This is a genomic window from Ottowia sp., assembly GCF_035444425.1.
GTDB lineage: Bacteria > Pseudomonadota > Gammaproteobacteria > Burkholderiales > Burkholderiaceae_C > Ottowia.
Map to the genome: position 1 here is coordinate 1 of NZ_DAOMOQ010000054.1, position 18,188 is coordinate 18,188.

An 18,188-nucleotide genomic window follows, 5' to 3' on the forward strand; every position below is an offset into this window, starting at 1 on the left:
TGCTGCTGGTGATGTTCGCCCGCGGCGGCATCCTCGGCACGGCAGCCCAATGGCTGCAGTCCAGGCGTCAGCGGGCGCGGGCGCGCACGCCATGAGCATCGTCCTGCAAACCCAGGATCTGGTGCGCAGGTTCGGCGGCTTTGTCGCCACCGACCACGTTGATTTGTCGATCGAGGCCGGTGCGCGGCATGCACTGATCGGCCCCAATGGTGCCGGCAAGACGACCCTGATCAACCTCCTGACCGGCTACCTGGCACCGACCGCCGGCCGCATCGGCCTGCTGGGTCAGGATGTCACCCGGATGTCGCAACACGAGCGCTGCCGCCGCGGGCTGGTGCGGACGTTTCAGATCAACCAACTGTTCGACGACATGACGGTGCTGGAATCGGTGGCACTGGCGGTCAGCGAGCGCCACGGCCAGGGCGACCGCTGGTGGAAGCCGCTGGCTGCGCAGACAGACACGGTGGAAGAGGCGGCGGCCATTCTGGAGCAGCTCGGGCTGCTGCCGGATGCCTACGAGCTGACGCGCCATCTGGCCTACGGGCGCCAGCGGCTGATCGAGATTGCCCTGGCGCTGGCGCTGCGCCCGAAGGTGCTGCTGCTCGACGAGCCGGCGGCCGGCGTGCCGACCAGCGAGAGCCGGGAGTTGTTCGAGGTGATCGCGCAACTGCCGCGCGAGGTCACGATCCTGCTGATCGAGCACGACATGGATCTGGTGTTCCGCTTTGCCGAGCGGATCTCGGTGCTGGTCTCGGGTGCGCTGCTGCTCGAGGACACGCCGGAGGTCATCGCGACCCATCCGCTCGTGCGGCAGGTCTACCTGGGGGAATCCGATGGCTGAGCTGCTTCGGGCCGAGAACGTCTGGGCGGGCTACGGCGATGCCGTCGTGCTGGAGGACCTGTCGTTCTCGCTCGATGCCGGCAGCAGCCTGGCGCTGCTGGGGCGCAACGGTATGGGCAAGACGACCTTGCTCGCCACCCTGATGGGGGCGACGCGCCTGCGGCGTGGCCAGATCTTCTTCGGTGGCCAGGACATCACCAAGACCCCAAGCCATCGCCGTGCCCGGCTGGGCTTGGGCTGGGTGCCGCAGCAGCGCGACGTGTTTGCGTCGCTGACGGTGGAGGAGAACCTCACGGTGGTCGCTCAGCCCGGCGAGTGGACGCTGGAAGGCGTCTACGGCATGTTTCCGCGCCTGCGCGAGCGCCACGCCAACATGGGTAACCAGCTTTCCGGCGGCGAACGCCAGATGCTGGCCATTGGCCGCGCACTGATGCTGAATCCGAAGGTTCTGTTGCTTGACGAACCGCTGGAAGGCCTGGCTCCGCTGATCGTGCAGGAATTGCTTCAGATCATTCAGAAAATGGTGTCGGCGGGCAGCATGGCGGTCATTCTGGTGGAGCAGCACGCGCGCCAGATTCTGCCCATCACGCGCAACGCCCTGGTGCTCGAGCGGGGGCGGGTCGTGTATTCGGGCGACAGCGAGGAACTGCTGCGCGACGGCGAGAAACTCGATGGCTGGCTGGGCGCAGGATCGACTTCGGGTGCGTTGCCGACGCCAGCGATGGGCTGATATGCGCTTGCGAGGCCGTGCGGCCGGTTTGCTATCGTTTTGTCGCTAACTCTTCTAGCCAGCGTGCAAGCAGGGCGTGACCCTCTTCAGGGCTTCGTTGTAATCTGTGCTTCAGCGTGTCTGGACTTTCCGTGGCTGCCTCCCCGTAGGCCGCTTCCAGGTCAGCGGAGATGACTACGCGCAGGGACCAATGTGAACGTCGGGCGCTTGTGCAGACCATCTGGCCTTGCCATCTGTTCGATCTTCCGGGGGGAGGCGCGGGGCCGACTCATGCCGAGGAAGTGATACAGAAAAGTGGTACAGGTCTTGCGCGTAAGCCCTAACAAGGCTTAACTTCTTGATTCACAAGGAGAAAAAAGATAAGGTGACGAGCCTTGACCCCGGCACTGGCTCCAAAGTTAGGGCTGCTTGGTTCCCCACCTGACCCGGTTGGCTCCTTCACCATGCGGGAAGGCCCGTCGGGCTCTATTGTAGTGACTGCAGGCGGCGCATCGCTTCGGCGGGGCCAAAACTTAGCGCCAGCAGGTTCAACACCTCACCCTTGAGCAGCGCCAGCTGGTCGGCGTCGCGGCAGTCGAGCAGGCGCACCTTGAGGCGCTCGGCGCGCGGGTGGCAGCAGTCCGCCAGGGTGGCGATCAGCGCCACGATCAGCGGATCCGCGTCGGCCGTGGCGGCGTCCGACGCGATCAGATCCGGGTTTTCGAAGTGCTGGAGCATGGCTGGTGAGGGCTGAGCCGCGGCGACCAGTTGCACGTGGGCCGTGCCACGGGCATCACACGGCTGCATCGGCTTATATTGCAGTGCAGCATAACCCTTTTCGCGGCACGGTGGGGCTTGGATCGCGTGAATGCGTCGGTTTCCGAGAGCGCGCTCTAATTCCGGCGGCACCGATTGCGCCTCGTAGAATCCAGCGCATGTCCTACTTGGTGCTGGCACGCAAATACCGACCGCGCAACTTCACGGAAATGGTGGGGCAGGAGCACGTGGTGCAGGCGCTCACCAACGCGCTCGACCAGCAGCGCCTGCACCACGCCTACCTGTTCACCGGCACGCGCGGGGTCGGCAAGACCACGGTGTCGCGCATCCTGGCCAAGTCGCTCAACTGCACCGGACCGGATGGGCAGGGCGGCATCACGGCGACACCCTGTGGCGTCTGCGCGGCCTGTACCGAGATCGACGCCGGCCGCTTTGTCGATTACACCGAGCTCGACGCCGCCAGCAACCGGGGCGTCGACGAGGTGCAGGGCCTGCTCGAGCAGGCCGTCTACAAGCCGGTGCAGGGGCGCTTCAAGGTCTTCATGATCGACGAGGTGCACATGCTCACCGGCCACGCCTTCAACGCCATGCTGAAGACGCTGGAGGAGCCGCCCGAGTACCTGAAGTTCGTGCTCGCCACCACCGATCCGCAGAAGGTGCCGGTGACGGTGCTGAGCCGCTGCCTGCAGTTCAACCTGCGTCCGATGGCGCCCGAGGTGGTGATGGAGCACCTGGCGCACGTGCTGGCGGCCGAGGACGTGGCGGCGGAGCAGCAGGCGCTGCGCCTGCTGGCGCGCGCCGCGCGCGGCTCGATGCGCGACGCGCTCAGCCTGACCGATCAGGCGATCGCCTTCGGTTCGGGCCGGCTGCAGGAAGCCGCGGTGCGCCAGATGCTGGGCAGCGTCGACCGCAGCGTGGTGTTCAGCCTGATCGGCGCGCTGGCCGCGGGTGACGGCAAGGCGGTGGTCGAACTCTGCGAGCAGTTGCGCGCGGCCGGTCTGTCAGCGGCCACCACGCTGGAGGACATGGCCAGCGTACTGCAGCGCATGGCGGTGCATCAGGCGGTGCCCGACATGGCGGTCGACGATACCGACCCCGAGGCGCAGGAGACCGCGCGCCTGGCCGCCGTGCTGCCGGCCGACGAGACCCAGCTGCTGTACAGCCTGTGCATCCACGGCCGAGCCGAACTGGGCCTGGCGCCGGATGAATACGCTGGCCTGACCATGGTGCTGCTGCGGCTGCTGCCGTTCAAGCAGGGCGGCACTGGCAAGGCAGCGGCCGCGACGGAAAAAAAAACTCTGAAACCGGCTGAGGCGCCGCCTCTGGAGGCCGGCTCGGCTCTGCCGCCTGCGCTTGTGGCGTCTGCTGCGCTAGCCGATACGGAACCGGCTCGCGTTGGTGCGGCGCTGGGGCGTGGCGCGCTTTCCACGGGCGGGGCCAGCACACGATCCAGGACGGCGGATGAAGCTGCGGCGGTGTCGCCGGTGACGGTGGACGAGGACATGGACGGGCCCGGCTTCGCGCCACCCGAAGCCGCCCTGTCGGGGGACGAGTTGCCAGCGCAATGGGACGTCGAGGAGCGGCAGGCTACCGCACCCGCTCGCGCCCCTGCGCGCCCGCCGGTGCAGGCCTTGCCGGTGCGCGAGCCTTGGCGCGACGAGCTGCGCGGGCAGGGTGAGGCAGCAGCCACGGCGCCGGGGCAGGCACGCGAAATACGGCCAGCGGCCGACGTCATGGCCATCAAGGTCGAGGGCGATACGCTTGAGGAACTGCCGGCGCTGCGTGCCATCGCCGCGCCCGAGCCGGTGCCGGTGCCGGTGGCCGGTGGCGCCGACAGCGATTTCTGGCATGCGCTGGTGCAGGACCTGGTGGCGCGCGAGGCGGTCACCGCGCTGGTGCGCGAACTGGCGCTGCAATCGCAGCTGATGGCGCGCCAGCCAGACGAGTGGACACTGCGCGTCGAGAGCGAATCGCTCGGCCAGTCCGGCGCGCGCGAGCGCCTGCAGGCCGCGCTGGCCGACGCCGGCCATGCGGTGCGCCTGAGCGTCCAGATCGGCCGCGTGAGCGACAGCCCGGCGCGCCGCAATGCGATTGCCGCCTCGCAGCGCATGAAGGCGGCCGAGGCCTTGCTCATGGCCGATCCGTTCGTGCAGGAGATGATGCGCGACTTTGGGGCGAGAATCGTGCCCGGAAGCATCAAACCGCTTTGATGCTTGGACGTTATTGAAGAAGGAAACCCGATGTTCAACAAAGGACAACTCGCCGGCCTGATGAAGCAGGCCCAGGCGATGCAGGACAACCTGAAGAAGGCGCAAGACGAGCTCGCCACCATGGAGGTGGAAGCCGAGTCCGGCGCCGGCCTGGTGAAGGTGGTGATGACCTGCAAGCACGACGTCAAGCGCGTCACCATCGATCCCAGCCTGCTGGAAGACGACAAGGACATGCTGGAGGACCTGGTCGCCGCCGCCTTCAATGCCGCCGTGCGCAAGGCCGAGGAAGTCTCGGCCGAGAAGATGGGCAAGCTGATGCCGGCCGGCATGCCGGGGATGCCGCCGGGGATGAAGTTCCCTTTCTGATCGCTGGCGTGTCCGTCGTCATCTCACTGCCGGATGAAGTCGAGGCCGACGAGGTGCTCGAGCTGTATCGGGCCAATCGATGGTCGGCGGCAGACAAGCCACGGCAATTGTTGGCGGCGCTGCGCGGTTCGCATGCCTTGGTCACGGCGCGCGACGGTGAGCGTCTCATCGGCCTCGGCAATGCACTGTCCGATGGTCATCTGGTCGTGTACTTTCCCCACATGCTGGTGCATCCGGATTTCCAGCGTCGCGGCATCGGGCGGCGCTTGATGCAGGCCTTGCTCGATCGCTACGCAGGTTTCCATCAACTGATGCTGACGGCCGACGGCGAGGCCTGCCGCTTCTATGAGCGCATGGGTTTCACCCGTGCCGGTCGCACCGAGCCGATGTGGATCTATGCCGGCAACGAACGCTGATGTCCGACACCCACAGTCTCGACACCCTGATCCAGGCGCTGCGGCGCCTGCCCGGTGTCGGCGTGCGCTCGGCGCAGCGCATGGCCTTCCATCTGCTGCAGCATGACCGCGAGGGGGCGCAGCTGCTGGCGCGCGCGCTGCAGGATGCGGTGGCGCAGGTACGCCACTGCGCGCAGTGCCACACCTTCACCGAGGACGAGATCTGCACGACCTGCCGCGACCCACGGCGTGACGCGAGCAAGCTGTGCGTGGTCGAGACGCCGGCCGACCAGGCGGCGCTGGAGCGCACCGGCGCCTTCAAGGGCCGCTACTTCGTGCTGATGGGCAAGCTCAGCCCGCTGGACGGCATCGGCCCGCGCGACATCGGCGTGCAGAAGCTGATCGAGCGTGCCACCGACGGCGTGGTGCAGGAGGTGATCCTGGCGACCAACTTCACCGCCGAAGGTGAAACCACGGCGCACGTGATCGGGCAGTTGCTGAAGAGCCGCGGCCTGACGGTGACGCGGCTGGCGCGCGGCGTGCCGGCGGGCAGCGAACTCGAATACGTCGACCTGGGCACCATCGCCCATGCGCTGGTCGACCGGCGCTGACCGCGACGGGCGCGCGGCGCTGGCCGCGTCGTTGACTGTACCGGCGTCCGCGCGCCGGACGCCACCGAACTGAAGGACGCATTGCCATGACCCCATCCACCGTTCCAAGCTTCAGCCTGGCCCACTGGTGCATCCTGGCGGCCGCGCTGCTGCCCTTGCTGTGTGCCTACGTCGCCAAGTGGGGCAGCTTTCGCACGCCGCGCAGCCAGGGCGGCTTCGACAACGCCGATCCGCGTGGCTGGCTGGCGCGCCAGGGCGATTGGCGCGCGCGGGCCAATGCGGCCCAGGCCAACAGCTTCGAGGGCCTGCCGTTCTTCATCGGCGCGGTGCTGGTGGCGCTGCAGCTCGGTGTGCCGCAAGCGCTACTGGATCTGCTGGCGGCGCTCTACGTGCTGCTGCGGCTCGGCTTCATCGCGGCCTATGTGGCCGGATATCCGACGCTGCGCAGCCTCATCTGGACGCTGGCTTTCGCGGTCAATGTGGCGATCCTGCTGCTTGGCTGGCGCTGACTTTGCACGCTGTCAAGCATCCTGGCGGGCAGACAAGGTAACTGATTGCGACATTATTTGCCAAACGCGCCTTATGCACATCCCCATCTAATGACAAACCCGATTCGGGCTCGTCCCGATGCGCGGCGCCGCCGCCTCGACTACCTTTGGACCGGTACTGATCGTCCGCTCCAAACCCCGTGTCCACCCCGCTCGTGCCGCTTCGGTCGCCCTCGCGACGTCGTCTGCTGGTCGGCCTGCCCGCATTGATCGCGGCGGCCGGTCTGGCGCGCGCGCAGCAGGCGCCTGAGCTGTCCAGGCTGCGGCTGGCACTTGGTGGCAAGACCACCATGTACTACCTGCCGATCGCGCTGGCCGAGCAGCTGGGCTATTTCAAGGCCGAGGGCCTGGATGTGGAGCTGCAGGACCAGGCCGGCAGCGGCCTGGCGCAGCAGGCCATGGTGCAGGGCCAGGCCGACGTGGCCGCGGGCGGCTTCGAGCACCCGATCCTGCTGCGCCAGCGTGGTTTGAGCTGCCGCGCCTTCGCCTTCTTCAGCCGTGCGCCGCAACTGGTGTTCGGGGTCGGCGCCCGCAGCCTGCCCGACTTCCGCGAACTGGCGCAGTTGCGCGGGCGGCGCGTCGGCGTCACGGCGCGGAATTCAATGACGCATTCGTTCGCCCGCTGGGTGCTGGAGCGCGGCGGCGTGGCGTCGGCGCAGGTCGAGTTCGTCGGCGTCGGCAACAGCACCGCGGCCGTGACGGCGCTGCGCGAGGGCCGGGTCGACGCGCTGGCCAGTGTCGATCCCCTGATCAGCATGCTGGAGTTCGGCGGCGAGATCCGCGTGTTGGCGGATACGCGTTCGCTGCGCGGCACGCAGGAGCTCTACGGTGGCCCGATGCCGGGCGGCTGCCTGTACGCGCGGCAGGATTTCGTGCTGCGCTACCCGCAGACAGTGCAGGCGCTGACCAATGCCGTGGTGCGCTCGCTCAAGTGGCTGCAGACCGCCGGGCCGAGCGACATCGTGCGCGCCGTGCCCGAGGCCTACATGCACGGCGACCGCGCGATCTTCCTGGCGGCGCTGGACAAGGCACGCGAGGCGTTTTCGCCCGATGGCCTGGTGAGCGAGGAGGCGGTGGCGACGGCGCACCGCGTGGTCGCCCGCTACGAGGGCAATTCGGCCCTGGTGCGCGCCGCGGCGCCCGGGGCGACCTATACCAACGACTTTGCACGGCGCGCCAAGCAGCGCTACCAGGCCTTGGTGTTCGGCGACTCGGCGCCGCGCGGCTGATCCTGCGGCGCGCGCTATCGCGCACCGGCATGCCTACCGCTTCTTGCCCGGGCTGCGCTTGGCGGCGGCGGTGGCGGCACGGACGCTGCTCTTGCGTGCCGGCGCAGCCTTGGTGCTTGATCTGGCAGCCGGCTTGCCGGCCGAGCGGGCGGCGGCGCGGCCGCGTGTCGCCGGCTTGCTGGCCTGTGTCGCCGTGCGCTGACCGCGCTGGGCGCGGGCGCCGGCAGCGACGCCATCGCGCGCCGCCGCAGCAGCGGCGCGCACCGGCAGGAACAGCACCACCGCCTGGCCGCGCTTGAGCCCGGCGCGGGCGCCGAGGCGGTTCCAGCCCGCCACCGTGGCGGCCGGCAGGTCGTAGCGTGCCGCCAGGCTGGCGACCGAGTCGCCGCGGCGCGCACGCACCGTGGTGCGGCGCAGCACGATCTCGGGCGTGTAGGCCAGTTGCGCGTTGTTGATCACGTGCTCGGAGACCGCGGTGGCGGCGCTGTCGCCACGCCGCACCAGCACGGTCGAGCCATTGCGGATCACCATGCCGCGCGGCACGTTGTTCATGGCGCGGAAGTCCTCCTCGTCCATGCCGAAGCGGCTGGCGACCTCGCGCGTGGGCATCGACTGCGGCGCCACCCAGGCGGTCCAGGAACTGAGCGAAGCGGGCGGCGTCCTGGCCAGGTTGCGCTTGAAGATGTCGGCGTTGTTCCAGGGCAGCAGCACCTGCGGCGTGCCGGCGGCGAAGATGACCGGCTTGCGCTGCGCGGGGTTGAGCGCCTTGAGGTCTTCCAGCCGCACTTCGGCCAGGCGCGCGGCCACCTCCATGTCGATGTCGTGCGTGATGTCGACGCTGTCGAAGAACGGGTGGTTCTCGATCAGCGGCAGCACCGTGCCATGGCTCTGCGGGTTGGCGATGATGTTCTTCACCGCCTGCAGCTTGGGCACGTAGTTGCGCGTCTCGCCTGGCATGTTCAGGTCGAGGTAGCCGGTGCCCAGGCCGGCCGCCTGGTTGCGCTGGATGGCCCGGCCGACGTTGCCCTGGCCCCAGTTGTAGGCCGCCAGCGCCAAGTGCCAGTCGCCGAACATGTCGTGCAGCTTCTGCAGGTAGTCGAGCGCGGCGCGCGTGGAGTCCAGCACGTCGCGTCGGTCGTCGCGCAGCATGTTCTGCGTCAGGCGGAAGTCGCGCCCGGTGCCCGGCATGAACTGCCACATGCCGGCCGCCTTGGCGCTGGACACCGCCTGCGGGTTGAAGGCCGATTCGATGTAGGGCAGCAGCGCCAGCTCGGTCGGCATGCCGCGCAGCTCCAGCTCCTCGACGATGTGGAAGATGTACAGACGCGAGCGGTCGACCATGCGCTCGATGTAGTCGGGCCGGCTCGAGTACCACTCCTCGTGGCGCGCCACCAGGTCATCCTGCAGATCGGGCATCAGGAAGCCGCGCCGGATGCGGTCCCACAGGTCGGCCGGGGCGTCCAGCGGCGCCACCGCGCCGGAGCGCAGCTCGGTCACCGCGACCGGCGGCATGTCGCCGGTGTAGGGCGCCGGCGTGGCGCGGGTGGCCGTCGGTCCGGCGTCGGTGGCGGGACCGCCCGTGGAACTGCCGCCGGGTGCGGCGCAGCCGGCCAGCCAGACGCTGGCGCCCAGCGCCAGCACATGAAACCATCTCATCGGAACTCGTTCTTCCATTCGCGCAAGGCGGCGAACACCTCCACCTCGTCGTCGGTTGCCAGGGCCGCGTGCGCGCGCACGGCTTGCGTGACGGCGGCTTCGCGGCTGCGGAGAAAGGGGTTGATCGCGCGCTCGGTGCCGATATCGGTCGGCAGCGTCGGCGTGCCGGCATCGCGCAGCGCCTGGCAGTGCGCCTGGTAGTCGGCCAGCGCGTCGTTGCCGGGTTCGACCGCGCGTGCGAAGCGCAGGTTGGAGAGCGTGTACTCGTGCGCGCAGCAGACCCGGGTGTCGGCTGGCAGCGCCGCCAGCGCATCGAGCGAGGCCAGCATCTGCGCCGGCGTGCCCTCGAAGATGCGGCCGCAGCCGCCCGAGAACAGCGTGTCGCCGCAGAACAGCAGCGGCGCGCCATCGACCGCTTCGGCGAAGTAGGCGATGTGTCCGGACGTGTGGCCGGGCACGTCGAGGACCCGGAAATCGACGCCCAGCACCTGGAGGCGGTCGCCACCGTTCAGCGCGGTGTACGGCTGCGGGATGCGTTCGCGCGCCGGCCCGTAGACGCTGGCGCCACTGGCGTCGCGCAAGGCGGCCACGCCGCCGGTGTGATCGCCATGGTGGTGCGTGACTAGAATGCGCGTCAGCCGCAGGCCCAGCCGGCGCAGCGCCTCGGTCACCGGCGCGGCGTCGCCGGGATCCACCACCAGGGCATCTTGTCCATCGTGCAGCAACCAGAAGTAGTTGTCTTCGAAGGCGGGTAGTGCGATCAACTCCATGAGTCAGGAATTATAGAAAGCGATGCGCAGCCGCTTGGCGTTCGAACCGATCTTTACATCCGTCGCGGCAGCGTGGATCCGGCCCGACCGCGAGGAGCGTGCATGATCGGCCTGCACGACTGGTTCCAGACGCCGCCCGGGCGCTACCTGCTGGACTGGGAGCGCGGGCAGTTCGATGCCGCGCTGGCCGACGTGTTCGGCTACCACGCGCTGCAGCTCGGCCTGCCCGACATCGATGCGCTGGCGGCCAACCGCATGCCGCACCGCTGGCTGGCCCTGCCCGCGGCGCTGGCGCCGGATGCCGCCACGGCTGCCGATGCTGCGCCGCCGGCGACGGCGCGCGCCGCCCTGGTCACCGCCAGCACCGCGCTGCCGTTTCCGGAGGCCAGCCTGGACCTGGTGGTGCTGCCGCACACGCTGGAGCTCAGCCCCGACCCGCACGCCACGCTGCGTGAAGTGCAGCGCGTGCTGGTGCACGAGGGCCGGGTGGTGATCGCCGGCCTCAATCCCGCCAGCCTGTGGGGCCTGCGCCAGTGGCGGATACGCCAGTGGCGGCGCTTTGGCGGCGCCCGTCCGTACCTGCCCGAGGCCGGCGAGTTCATCGGCCACTGGCGCCTGCGCGACTGGCTGCGGCTGCTGGAGTTCGAGCTCGATTCGATCTCCTTCGGCTGCTGGCGCCCGGCGGTGCGCAGCGAGCGCAGCCTGGCGCGCTTTCGCTGGATGGACCGTGTCGGCGCGCGCTGGTGGCCGATCTTCGGCGCCGCCTATTTCGTCACGGCGGTGAAGCGGGCGCACGGGCCCAAGCTGGTCGGCGCGGTGTGGAAGAAGGCGCCGGTGCCGGCTGGCGCGCCGGTGTCGATCGCCAACCGTGCCGGCGCGGGCGCCCGCACGGGCAAAGGGCCGGGCCATGAACCGCGTTGAGATGTTCACCGACGGCGCCTGCAAGGGCAATCCCGGCCCCGGCGGCTGGGGCGTGCTGCTGCGTGCGCCGGGGCACGAGAAGGAGCTGTTCGGCGGCGAGCCGCTGACCACCAACAACCGCATGGAGCTGACGGCGGTGATCGAGGGCCTGACGGCGCTGAAAAGGCCGTGCGAGGTCGACCTGTACCTCGACAGCCAGTACGTGCGCCAGGGCATCACCGAGTGGATCGCCGGCTGGAAGGCCAAGGGCTGGCGCACCGCCAGCCGGCAGCCGGTGAAGAACGTCGACCTGTGGCAGAAGCTGGATGCGCTGGTGCAGGGCAGCGGCCACCGCATCCACTGGCACTGGGTGCGCGGCCACGCCGGGCACGAGGGCAATGAGCGTGCCGACGAACTGGCTAACCGCGGCGTGCCCAAGGCCTGAAACCTTCGGCGACCTTCCGGGTCCATGCCGGGTACGAAATGCCTGATCCGATGCTACATTTTGTGATGGTCGGCGCCGTCGGGGTGTCGACGTCCGGTTGAGAACAGCTTGAAGTCGTCGACCACATCCCTTGTTGCCGTGCTCGCCCTGGCCGGTGCGGTGGCCGCCGCGTGGTGGTGGCAGCGCCCGCCGCCGGCCAAGCCCGATGCCGCTGCGGCGCCGGCGGTCGGTGCGGCGGCGCCGCGGGGCGGTGCGCCGGGCGGCGGGCGTGGCGCCGGCCCGGTGGTCGAGTCGGGGCTGGTGCGCCTGCAGCCCCTGAGCGAGGAGGTCGAGGCGGTCGGCTCGCTGCGCTCGCGCCAGGGCACCGTGGTGCGCGCCGAGGTCCCTGGCCGGGTCACGCAGATCAACTTCCGCGATGGCCAGCGCATCCGCAAGGGACAGTTGCTGGTGCAGCTCGACGATCGGCTGCAGCAGGCGCAGCTGCAGCAGGCGCGGGCCGAGCTGTCGATCGCCGAGGCCAACCACAAGCGCAACAGCGAACTGGTGGCGCAGGGCTTCATCAGCCAGCGCGGGCTCGACGAGAGCGCCGCCGCGGTCAAGGTGGCGCAGGCGCGGGCCGAGCTGGCGCGCGCCACCACCGCGCGGCTGCGCGTGCTGGCGCCGTTCGACGGCGTGGCGGGCCTGCGCAACATCAGCGTCGGCGACTACCTCAAGGAGGGCGCCGACATCGTCAACCTGGAAGACATGAGCGCCATGTACGTCGACTTCCGCCTGCCCGAGCGCCTGCAGGCGCGCGTGCGACCAGGCCAGGGTGCGCGCGTGCAGGTCGAGGCGCTGCCCGACCGGGTGTTTGCCGCGGTGGTGCAGGCGGTCGATCCGCAGATCGATGCCAATGGCCGGTCCTTGAGCGTGCGCGGCTGCATCGACAACCGCCTGCTGCAACTGCGGCCCGGCATGTTCGCGCGCGTCAGCACGCGCCTGGGCGACGATCGGCAGGCGCTGATGGTGCCCGAGGAAGCCATCGTCTCGCAGGGCGGGCGCCAGAGCGTGATCCGGCTGCAACGCGGTGCGGGCGAAGGCGCACCGGCATGGAGCAGCCAGCGGGTCGAGGTCGAGACCGGCACGCGTCTGGCCGGCCGGGTCGAGATCGTGCGCGGACTGGATGCGGGCGAGCGCATCGTCACCGCCGGTCAGCAGCGCATCCAGCGCGACGGCATGGCGGTACGGCTGGCCGAGGCGCCGGCCAATGGCGCGCCGGATGGTGCGCCACCGGCCGCCAGCAGCGCGGCGCCAGCACCCGCGCCCACCGGCGCCGCCGCGCTGCCTTGGGCGCCGACTGCGGCCGGCGCCGGACCCTGCGGTCCGCCGGCCCGCCGCTGAGCCGGCCACGCCATGCAACTGGCCGAAGTCTCGATCCGCCGCCCGGTGTTCGCCACCGTGCTGTCGCTGCTGATCCTGCTGATCGGCGCCGTCAGCTACTCGGGGCTGGCGGTGCGCGAATACCCCAAGATCGACGAGCCGGTGGTGACGGTGCGCGTGCACTACGGCGGCGCCTCGGCCGAGGTGGTCGAGACGCAGGTGACCAAGCCGCTGGAGGATTCGATCGCCGGCATCGACGCGGTCGACGTGCTGACCTCGATCAGCCGCCCGGAGGATTCGCAGATCAGCGTGCGCTTCCGGCTCGAGAAGGACGCCGACACCGCCGCCGCCGAGGTACGCGACCGCGTCTCGCGCGTGCGCAACAAGCTGCCGCAGGCGATCGACGAACCGGTCATCGCCAAGGTCGAGGCGGATGCCTTTCCGGTCATCTGGCTGGCGTTCTCGAGCGACACGCGCTCGCGGCTGGAGATCAACGACCTGGTCAACCGCATCGTGCGCGCGCGCCTGCAGACTGTGACCGGCGTGGCCGACGTACGCATCTTCGGCGAGCGCAAGTTCGCCATGCGCGTGTGGCTCGATGCCGACAAGCTGGCCGCCTATCGCCTGACCACGCAGGACGTGGAGGACGCGATCCGGCGCAGCAACCTGGAACTGCCGGCCGGCCGCATCGAGTCGCAGCAGCGTGAGTTCTCGGTGGTCTCGCAGACCGACCTGACGACGCCGGCGCAGTTCGGCGAGATCGTGATCCGCACCGTGAACGGATTTCCGGTGCGCCTGCGCGACGTGGGTCGCGTGGAAGAGGGCGCCGCCGACGAGCGCAGCGCGGTGCGCCTCAACGGCAATCCGGCGATCTCGGCCGGCGTGATCCGCCAGACCACGGCCAACCCGCTCGAGCTGTCGAAGGGCGTGCGCGAGATGCTGCCGCGCCTGCAGGAGGACCTGCCGCCCGACGTGAAGATCGACATCGCCAACGACAACTCGGTGTTCATCGACCGCGCGGTCCAGAGCGTGTACGTGACCATCACCGAGGCGGTGGCGCTGGTGGCGCTGGTGATCTTCGTGTTCCTGCGCACGGTGCGGGCCTCGATCATCCCGATCGTCACCATCCCGGTCAGCCTGATCGGCTCGTTCGCGCTGATGCAGCTCGCCGGCTTCTCGATCAACACGCTGACGCTGCTGGCGCTGGTGCTGGCGATCGGCCTGGTGGTGGACGACGCCATCGTGATGCTGGAGAACATCTACCGCCACATCGAGGAAGGCATGGCGCCGTTCGCCGCCGCCATCCACGGCGCGCGCGAGATCGGCTTCGCCATCGTCGCCATGACGCTGACGCTGGCGGCGGTGTTCGCGCCGCTGGCCTTCACGCCCGGGCGCACCGGGCGCCTGTTCGTCGAGTTCGCGCTGGCGCTGGCCGGCGCGGTGCTGGTGTCGGGCTTCGTGGCGCTGACGCTGTCGCCCATGCTGTGCTCCAAGCTGCTCAGGCACAACCCGAATCCCAACTGGTTCGACCGCAGCATGGAGCGCTGGCTGACGGCGCTCTCGCATGGCTACGGCCGCCTGCTGCGGCGCGTGCTGCTCGGCTGGCGCTGGCTGGTGCTGGCGGTGATGGTCGGCTGCGCGGTCGGCATCGCGCTGATCTATCCCAACATGCGGCAGGAGCTGTCGCCGCTGGAAGACCGCGGCGTGATCCTGGCCAACATCAACGCGCCCGACGGCGCCACGCTGGAATACACCGACCGCTACGCCCGCCAGCTGGAAGAACTGGGCCAGCGCTACCCCGAGTTCGACCGTATCTTCGCCAACATCGGCAACCCGACGGTGTCGCAGGGCAGCGTGGTGTACCGCGCAGTCGATTGGAGCGAGCGCCAGCGCTCGACGCTGGAGATCGCGCGCGAGCTGCAGCCGAAGTTCGATCAGCAGGCCGGCATCAGCGCGTTCCCGATCACGCCGCCCTCGCTGGGCCAGGGCTTCCGCTCGCGGCCGGTGAACTTCGTGGTGCAGACCTCGGACAGCTACGAGAACCTGAACCGCGTGATGCGCGAGCTGACCGACGAGGTGGCGAAGAACCCCGGCTTCGTCGCCGTCGACGTCGACCTGCGCCTATCCAAGCCCGAGTTGCGCATCGAGGTCGATCGCGAGCGCGCCGCCGACCTGGGCGTCGGCGTCGACGCGGTGGCGCGCGCCATCGAGACCATGCTGGGCGGGCGCAACGTCACGCGCTACAAGCGCGATGCCGAGCAGTACGACGTCATCGTGCAGACCGCCGCCAGCGGCCGCAGCACGCCGGAGGACATCGAGCGCATCCAGCTGCGCGCCAGCAAGGGCGGTGTCGACGCGATGGTGCCGCTGTCGGCGCTGGTCAGGGTGCACGAGAGCGTGTCGCCACGCGAGCTGAACCACTTCGGCCAGCGCCGCTCGGCCACGCTGACCGCCAACCTGGCGCCCGACTACTCGCTCGGCGAAGCGCTGGCCTTCCTCGATGCGACGGCGGCGCGCGTGCTCAAGCCCGGCTACACCACCGACCTGAACGGCATCTCGCGCGAGTTCCGCTCGTCGCAGGGTGCGCTGATGGTGGTGTTCGTGCTGGCGCTGCTGTTCATCTTCCTGGTGCTGGCGGCGCAGTTCGAGAGCTTTGTCGATCCGCTCATCATCATGTTCTCGGTGCCGCTGTCGATGATCGGCGCGCTGCTGGCGCTGCGGCTGACCGGCGGCTCGATCAACGTCTACTCGCAGATCGGCCTGATCACGCTGATCGGCCTGGTGACCAAGCACGGCATCCTGATCGTCGAGTTCACCAACCAGTTGCGCCAGCGCGGCGAGCCGATGCTGGACGCCCTGGTGCACGCCAGCAGCCAGCGCCTGCGCCCGATCCTGATGACCACCGGCGCCATGGTGCTGGGCGCGGTGCCGCTGGCGCTGGCCAGCGGTGCCGGCGCCGAAAGCCGGCAGCAGATCGGCTGGGTCATCGTCGGCGGCATGAGCCTGGGCACGCTGCTGACCATCTTCGTCGTGCCGACCATGTACGCGCTGCTGGCGCGCCGGCGCGTGCCGGGGGCGCTGACCACGCCGGTGGATGAGCCGCCCCCGACCGTCCTGAAGCCCGAAGCCTAGCCGGCGCCGCGCCGGCTCACTCGCCCGGATAGCGCTGCATCACGTACTCGCCCGGCGCGTCGCCGAGGACGCGGCTGGCGGGAATCGCCTTGGCCTTGACCGGCGGCGAGGAGTGCGCGGCCAGCCAGGCCTGCCAGGCCAGCCACCAGGAGCCTTCGTGCCGCTCGGCGTTGCGCGCCCATTCGTCGGCATCGACCCAACTGCCGCGCTCGGGCCGGGTGGCGATCTGGTAGCGGCGGTTGGCGTGGCCGGGCTCGGACACGATGCCGGCGTTGTGGCCGCCGCTGGTGAGCACGAAGGTGATCTCGGCGTCGCTCAGGTGGTGCAACCGGTAGACCGAACGCCAGGGCGAGACGTGGTCGCGCTGGGTGCCGACCAGGAAGGTGGGCATGCGCACGTCGTTGAGCGACACCGGTTGGCCGCCGACGTGGTAGCGCCCGTGCGCCAGCGCGTTCTTCAGGTACAGCGCCACCAGGTACTCGTGGTGCATGCGCGCCGGCATGCGCGTGGTGTCGGCGTTCCAGGCCATCAGGTCGTTGCTCTGGTCGCGCTCGCCCATCAGGTATTCGCGCATGCGGCGGGTCCAGATCAGGTCGCGCGAATGCAGGAACTGGAACGAGCCGGCCATCTGCTTGCCGCTCAGGAAACCCTGGCCCTTGGTCACGTTGTCGAGCAGGTTGATCTGGCCCTCGTCGATGAACAGGCCGAGCTCGCCCGGCTCGGTGAAGTCGACCAGCGCCGCCAGCAGCGTCAGCGTCTTGATCGGCGGCATGTGCTCGTAGCCGGCTACGCCCTGCTGGCGCGACAGCGCGGCCACCGCCATGGCCAGGAAGGTGCCGCCGAGGCAGTAGCCCATCACGTGGATCGGCGCGCCGCCGGTGTCGCCGCCGACCGCCTCGATGGCGTCGAGCACGCCCATCTCGACGTAGTCGTCCATGCTGAGCTCGCGGTCCGACTCGTCGGGATTGCGCCAGGACAGCATGTACACGGTGTGCCCCTGCTCGATGAGGTAGCGCACCATCGAGTTGTGCGGCGACAGGTCGAGGATGTAGAACTTCATGATCCACGACGGGATCATCAGCACCGGCTCCGGGTGCACCTTGTCGGTCTGCGGCGTGTAGCGGATCAGCTCGATCAGGTGGTTGCGGAATACCACCTTGCCGGGCGTGACGGCGACGTTGCCGCCGACCACGAAGCGGCTGGCGTTGGCTTCGTCCTCCGGCGTGGGCACACCGGTGAAGTCGGCGGCCCAGTTCTGCCAGCCCTGCGCCAGCGCCTGGCCGCCGGAGTCGATGGCGTTCTTCAGCACCACCGGGTTGGTGAACAGCCGGTTGGCCGGCGACATCATGTCCAGGTACTGGCGCGCGAAGAAATCGACCAGGGCGGTGTGGTGCTCGCTCACGCCCGGTACCTTGGCGGCTTCGCGCCAGAATGCCTCGGCACCACGGAAGCTGGCGCGCCACTGGCTGAACGGCCACTGGCTCCATTCCGCGGCGTGAAAGCGCCGGTCTTCGTGTGCCTGCAACTCGCCGTGCGCGTCGGCGGCGCGCAGGTTCTCCTGGCCGATCTTGAAGGCCAGCTCCGCCAGTTCGAGCTGCCGGCCGGGCGAGGCCGCCAGGTGCCAGGCCCAGTCGGCGAAGGCCAGGCTGATGGCGATCGGCGACAGGTTGCCGTACAGCGACGAGGCCGTGGTCTGCGCCAGCCGGTCGAGCTTCTCCGTCGGCGTTTCGGCCCGCAGGGCTGGGTCGGCGGCCTCGATGGCGCTTTCGGGGGTGCGGGTGCGGCGGCGGATGCGCTGGTTGCGGCGCTTGGAGCGGTCGGGAGAGTCCATGTTCTTGACGGCGCTTGGAAGGGCCCGCGCTCCAACGGTGCACTGCTGGCACGGGGCACCGCACGGGAGCGGCGTTGAACGTGGGCACCCCACGACAGGATAACCGCCTGTCGCAGGCTTGCAATAGCGCGGCCGGGGGAGTGCCGACGCCGCGGCATGGTCATGGCGCGGTCGCAGCGCCGCGATCACGGCGCCCGTCAGAGCCCATCGCGCGGGGTCGGAGGCTTTGCCGGCGCGGAATCAGCGTGGCGCGCTCATTCGCCCGGGTAGCGCTGCATCACGTATTCGCCCGGCGCGTCGCTGAGCGCGTGGCTGGCGGGGATCGGCCGGGCCTTCACCGGCGCCGACGAATGTGCGGCCAGCCAGGCCTGCCAGGCCGGCCACCACGAGCCCTCGTGCGACTCGGCTG

General features: G+C 69.6%; 16 protein-coding genes and 1 other RNA gene. 12 read left to right on the forward strand and 5 right to left on the reverse strand.

What is annotated here, in order from left to right; genetic code table 11:
• Positions 1–91: 91 nt before the first annotated feature.
• Positions 92–841, forward strand: coding sequence for an ABC transporter ATP-binding protein (locus PK606_RS14635; RefSeq protein ID WP_324565019.1), 750 nt, complete (start codon positions 92–94; stop codon positions 839–841).
• Positions 834–1,571: an ABC transporter ATP-binding protein gene (locus tag PK606_RS14640; RefSeq protein ID WP_324565021.1), complete on the forward strand. Its 738-nt coding sequence runs from the start codon at positions 834–836 to the stop codon at positions 1,569–1,571. Before PK606_RS14635 ends, PK606_RS14640 begins: the two co-directional genes overlap by 8 nt.
• A 363-nt stretch (positions 1,572–1,934) precedes the next feature.
• On the opposite strand, the gene ffs is transcribed toward PK606_RS14640, so the two are convergent.
• Both ffs and PK606_RS14650 read right to left on the reverse strand, forming a co-directional pair.
• Positions 1,935–2,031: signal recognition particle sRNA small type (gene ffs / locus PK606_RS14645), an RNA gene on the reverse strand.
• A 5-nt stretch (positions 2,032–2,036) separates the two neighbouring features.
• Positions 2,037–2,324: a hypothetical protein gene (locus tag PK606_RS14650; RefSeq protein WP_324565023.1), complete on the reverse strand. Its 288-nt coding sequence runs from the start codon at positions 2,322–2,324 to the stop codon at positions 2,037–2,039.
• 161 nt (positions 2,325–2,485) lie between these two features.
• Between PK606_RS14650 and dnaX the strand changes: the two genes are divergently transcribed.
• The 6 genes from dnaX (at position 2,486) to PK606_RS14680 (ending at position 7,686) form a co-directional block, all read left to right on the forward strand.
• Positions 2,486–4,537, forward strand: coding sequence for a DNA polymerase III subunit gamma/tau (dnaX, locus tag PK606_RS14655; protein WP_324565025.1), 2,052 nt, complete (start codon positions 2,486–2,488; stop codon positions 4,535–4,537).
• A gap of 30 nt (positions 4,538–4,567) precedes the next feature.
• Positions 4,568–4,903, forward strand: coding sequence for a YbaB/EbfC family nucleoid-associated protein (locus tag PK606_RS14660; RefSeq protein WP_324565026.1), 336 nt, complete (start codon positions 4,568–4,570; stop codon positions 4,901–4,903).
• A gap of 8 nt (positions 4,904–4,911) precedes the next feature.
• Complete coding sequence (locus PK606_RS14665; RefSeq protein WP_324565027.1) at positions 4,912–5,319, forward strand: GNAT family N-acetyltransferase; 408 nt, start codon at positions 4,912–4,914, stop codon at positions 5,317–5,319.
• On the forward strand, positions 5,319–5,909 hold the full coding sequence (recR, locus tag PK606_RS14670; RefSeq protein ID WP_324565028.1) for a recombination mediator RecR: 591 nt from the start codon (positions 5,319–5,321) through the stop codon (positions 5,907–5,909). Before PK606_RS14665 ends, recR begins: the two co-directional genes overlap by 1 nt.
• An 86-nt stretch (positions 5,910–5,995) precedes the next feature.
• Positions 5,996–6,418 (forward strand): MAPEG family protein, encoded by a 423-nt coding sequence (locus tag PK606_RS14675; protein ID WP_324565029.1) that lies wholly within the window; start codon positions 5,996–5,998, stop codon positions 6,416–6,418.
• 179 nt (positions 6,419–6,597) lie between these two features.
• Positions 6,598–7,686 carry an ABC transporter substrate-binding protein gene (locus PK606_RS14680; protein ID WP_324565031.1) on the forward strand — a complete coding sequence of 363 codons (1,089 nt, stop codon included), beginning with the start codon at positions 6,598–6,600 and terminating at the stop codon, positions 7,684–7,686.
• Positions 7,687–7,719: 33 nt separating this feature from the next.
• Here the strand turns inward: PK606_RS14680 and PK606_RS14685 are convergent, their stop codons facing one another.
• Together PK606_RS14685 and gloB are read right to left on the reverse strand one after the other, a co-directional pair.
• Positions 7,720–9,342: a transglycosylase SLT domain-containing protein gene (locus tag PK606_RS14685; RefSeq protein ID WP_324565033.1), complete on the reverse strand. Its 1,623-nt coding sequence runs from the start codon at positions 9,340–9,342 to the stop codon at positions 7,720–7,722.
• Complete coding sequence (gene gloB, locus PK606_RS14690; RefSeq protein WP_324565035.1) at positions 9,339–10,112, reverse strand: hydroxyacylglutathione hydrolase; 774 nt, start codon at positions 10,110–10,112, stop codon at positions 9,339–9,341. Before gloB ends, PK606_RS14685 begins: the two co-directional genes overlap by 4 nt.
• Before the next feature lie 102 nt (positions 10,113–10,214).
• Between gloB and PK606_RS14695 the strand changes: the two genes are divergently transcribed.
• The 4 genes from PK606_RS14695 to PK606_RS14710 all read left to right on the forward strand — a co-directional run bounded on the left by PK606_RS14695 (position 10,215) and on the right by PK606_RS14710 (position 15,948).
• Positions 10,215–11,033, forward strand: coding sequence for a class I SAM-dependent methyltransferase (locus PK606_RS14695; RefSeq protein WP_324565037.1), 819 nt, complete (start codon positions 10,215–10,217; stop codon positions 11,031–11,033).
• The gene (rnhA, locus tag PK606_RS14700; RefSeq protein ID WP_324565038.1) at positions 11,020–11,457 is read left to right on the forward strand and encodes a ribonuclease HI; all 438 of its coding nucleotides are present in this window, start codon (positions 11,020–11,022) and stop codon (positions 11,455–11,457) included. Before PK606_RS14695 ends, rnhA begins: the two co-directional genes overlap by 14 nt.
• 108 nt (positions 11,458–11,565) lie before the next feature.
• Positions 11,566–12,837, forward strand: a complete 1,272-nt coding sequence (locus tag PK606_RS14705) for an efflux RND transporter periplasmic adaptor subunit (RefSeq protein WP_324565039.1) — start codon at positions 11,566–11,568, stop codon at positions 12,835–12,837.
• Positions 12,838–12,849: 12 nt separating this feature from the next.
• Complete coding sequence (locus PK606_RS14710) at positions 12,850–15,948, forward strand: efflux RND transporter permease subunit (protein ID WP_324565040.1); 3,099 nt, start codon at positions 12,850–12,852, stop codon at positions 15,946–15,948.
• 16 nt (positions 15,949–15,964) lie between these two features.
• Here PK606_RS14710 and PK606_RS14715 read toward each other — a convergent pair whose 3' ends face one another.
• Complete coding sequence (locus PK606_RS14715; RefSeq protein ID WP_324565041.1) at positions 15,965–17,779, reverse strand: PHA/PHB synthase family protein; 1,815 nt, start codon at positions 17,777–17,779, stop codon at positions 15,965–15,967.
• Between the last annotated feature and the right edge of the window lie 409 nt (positions 17,780–18,188).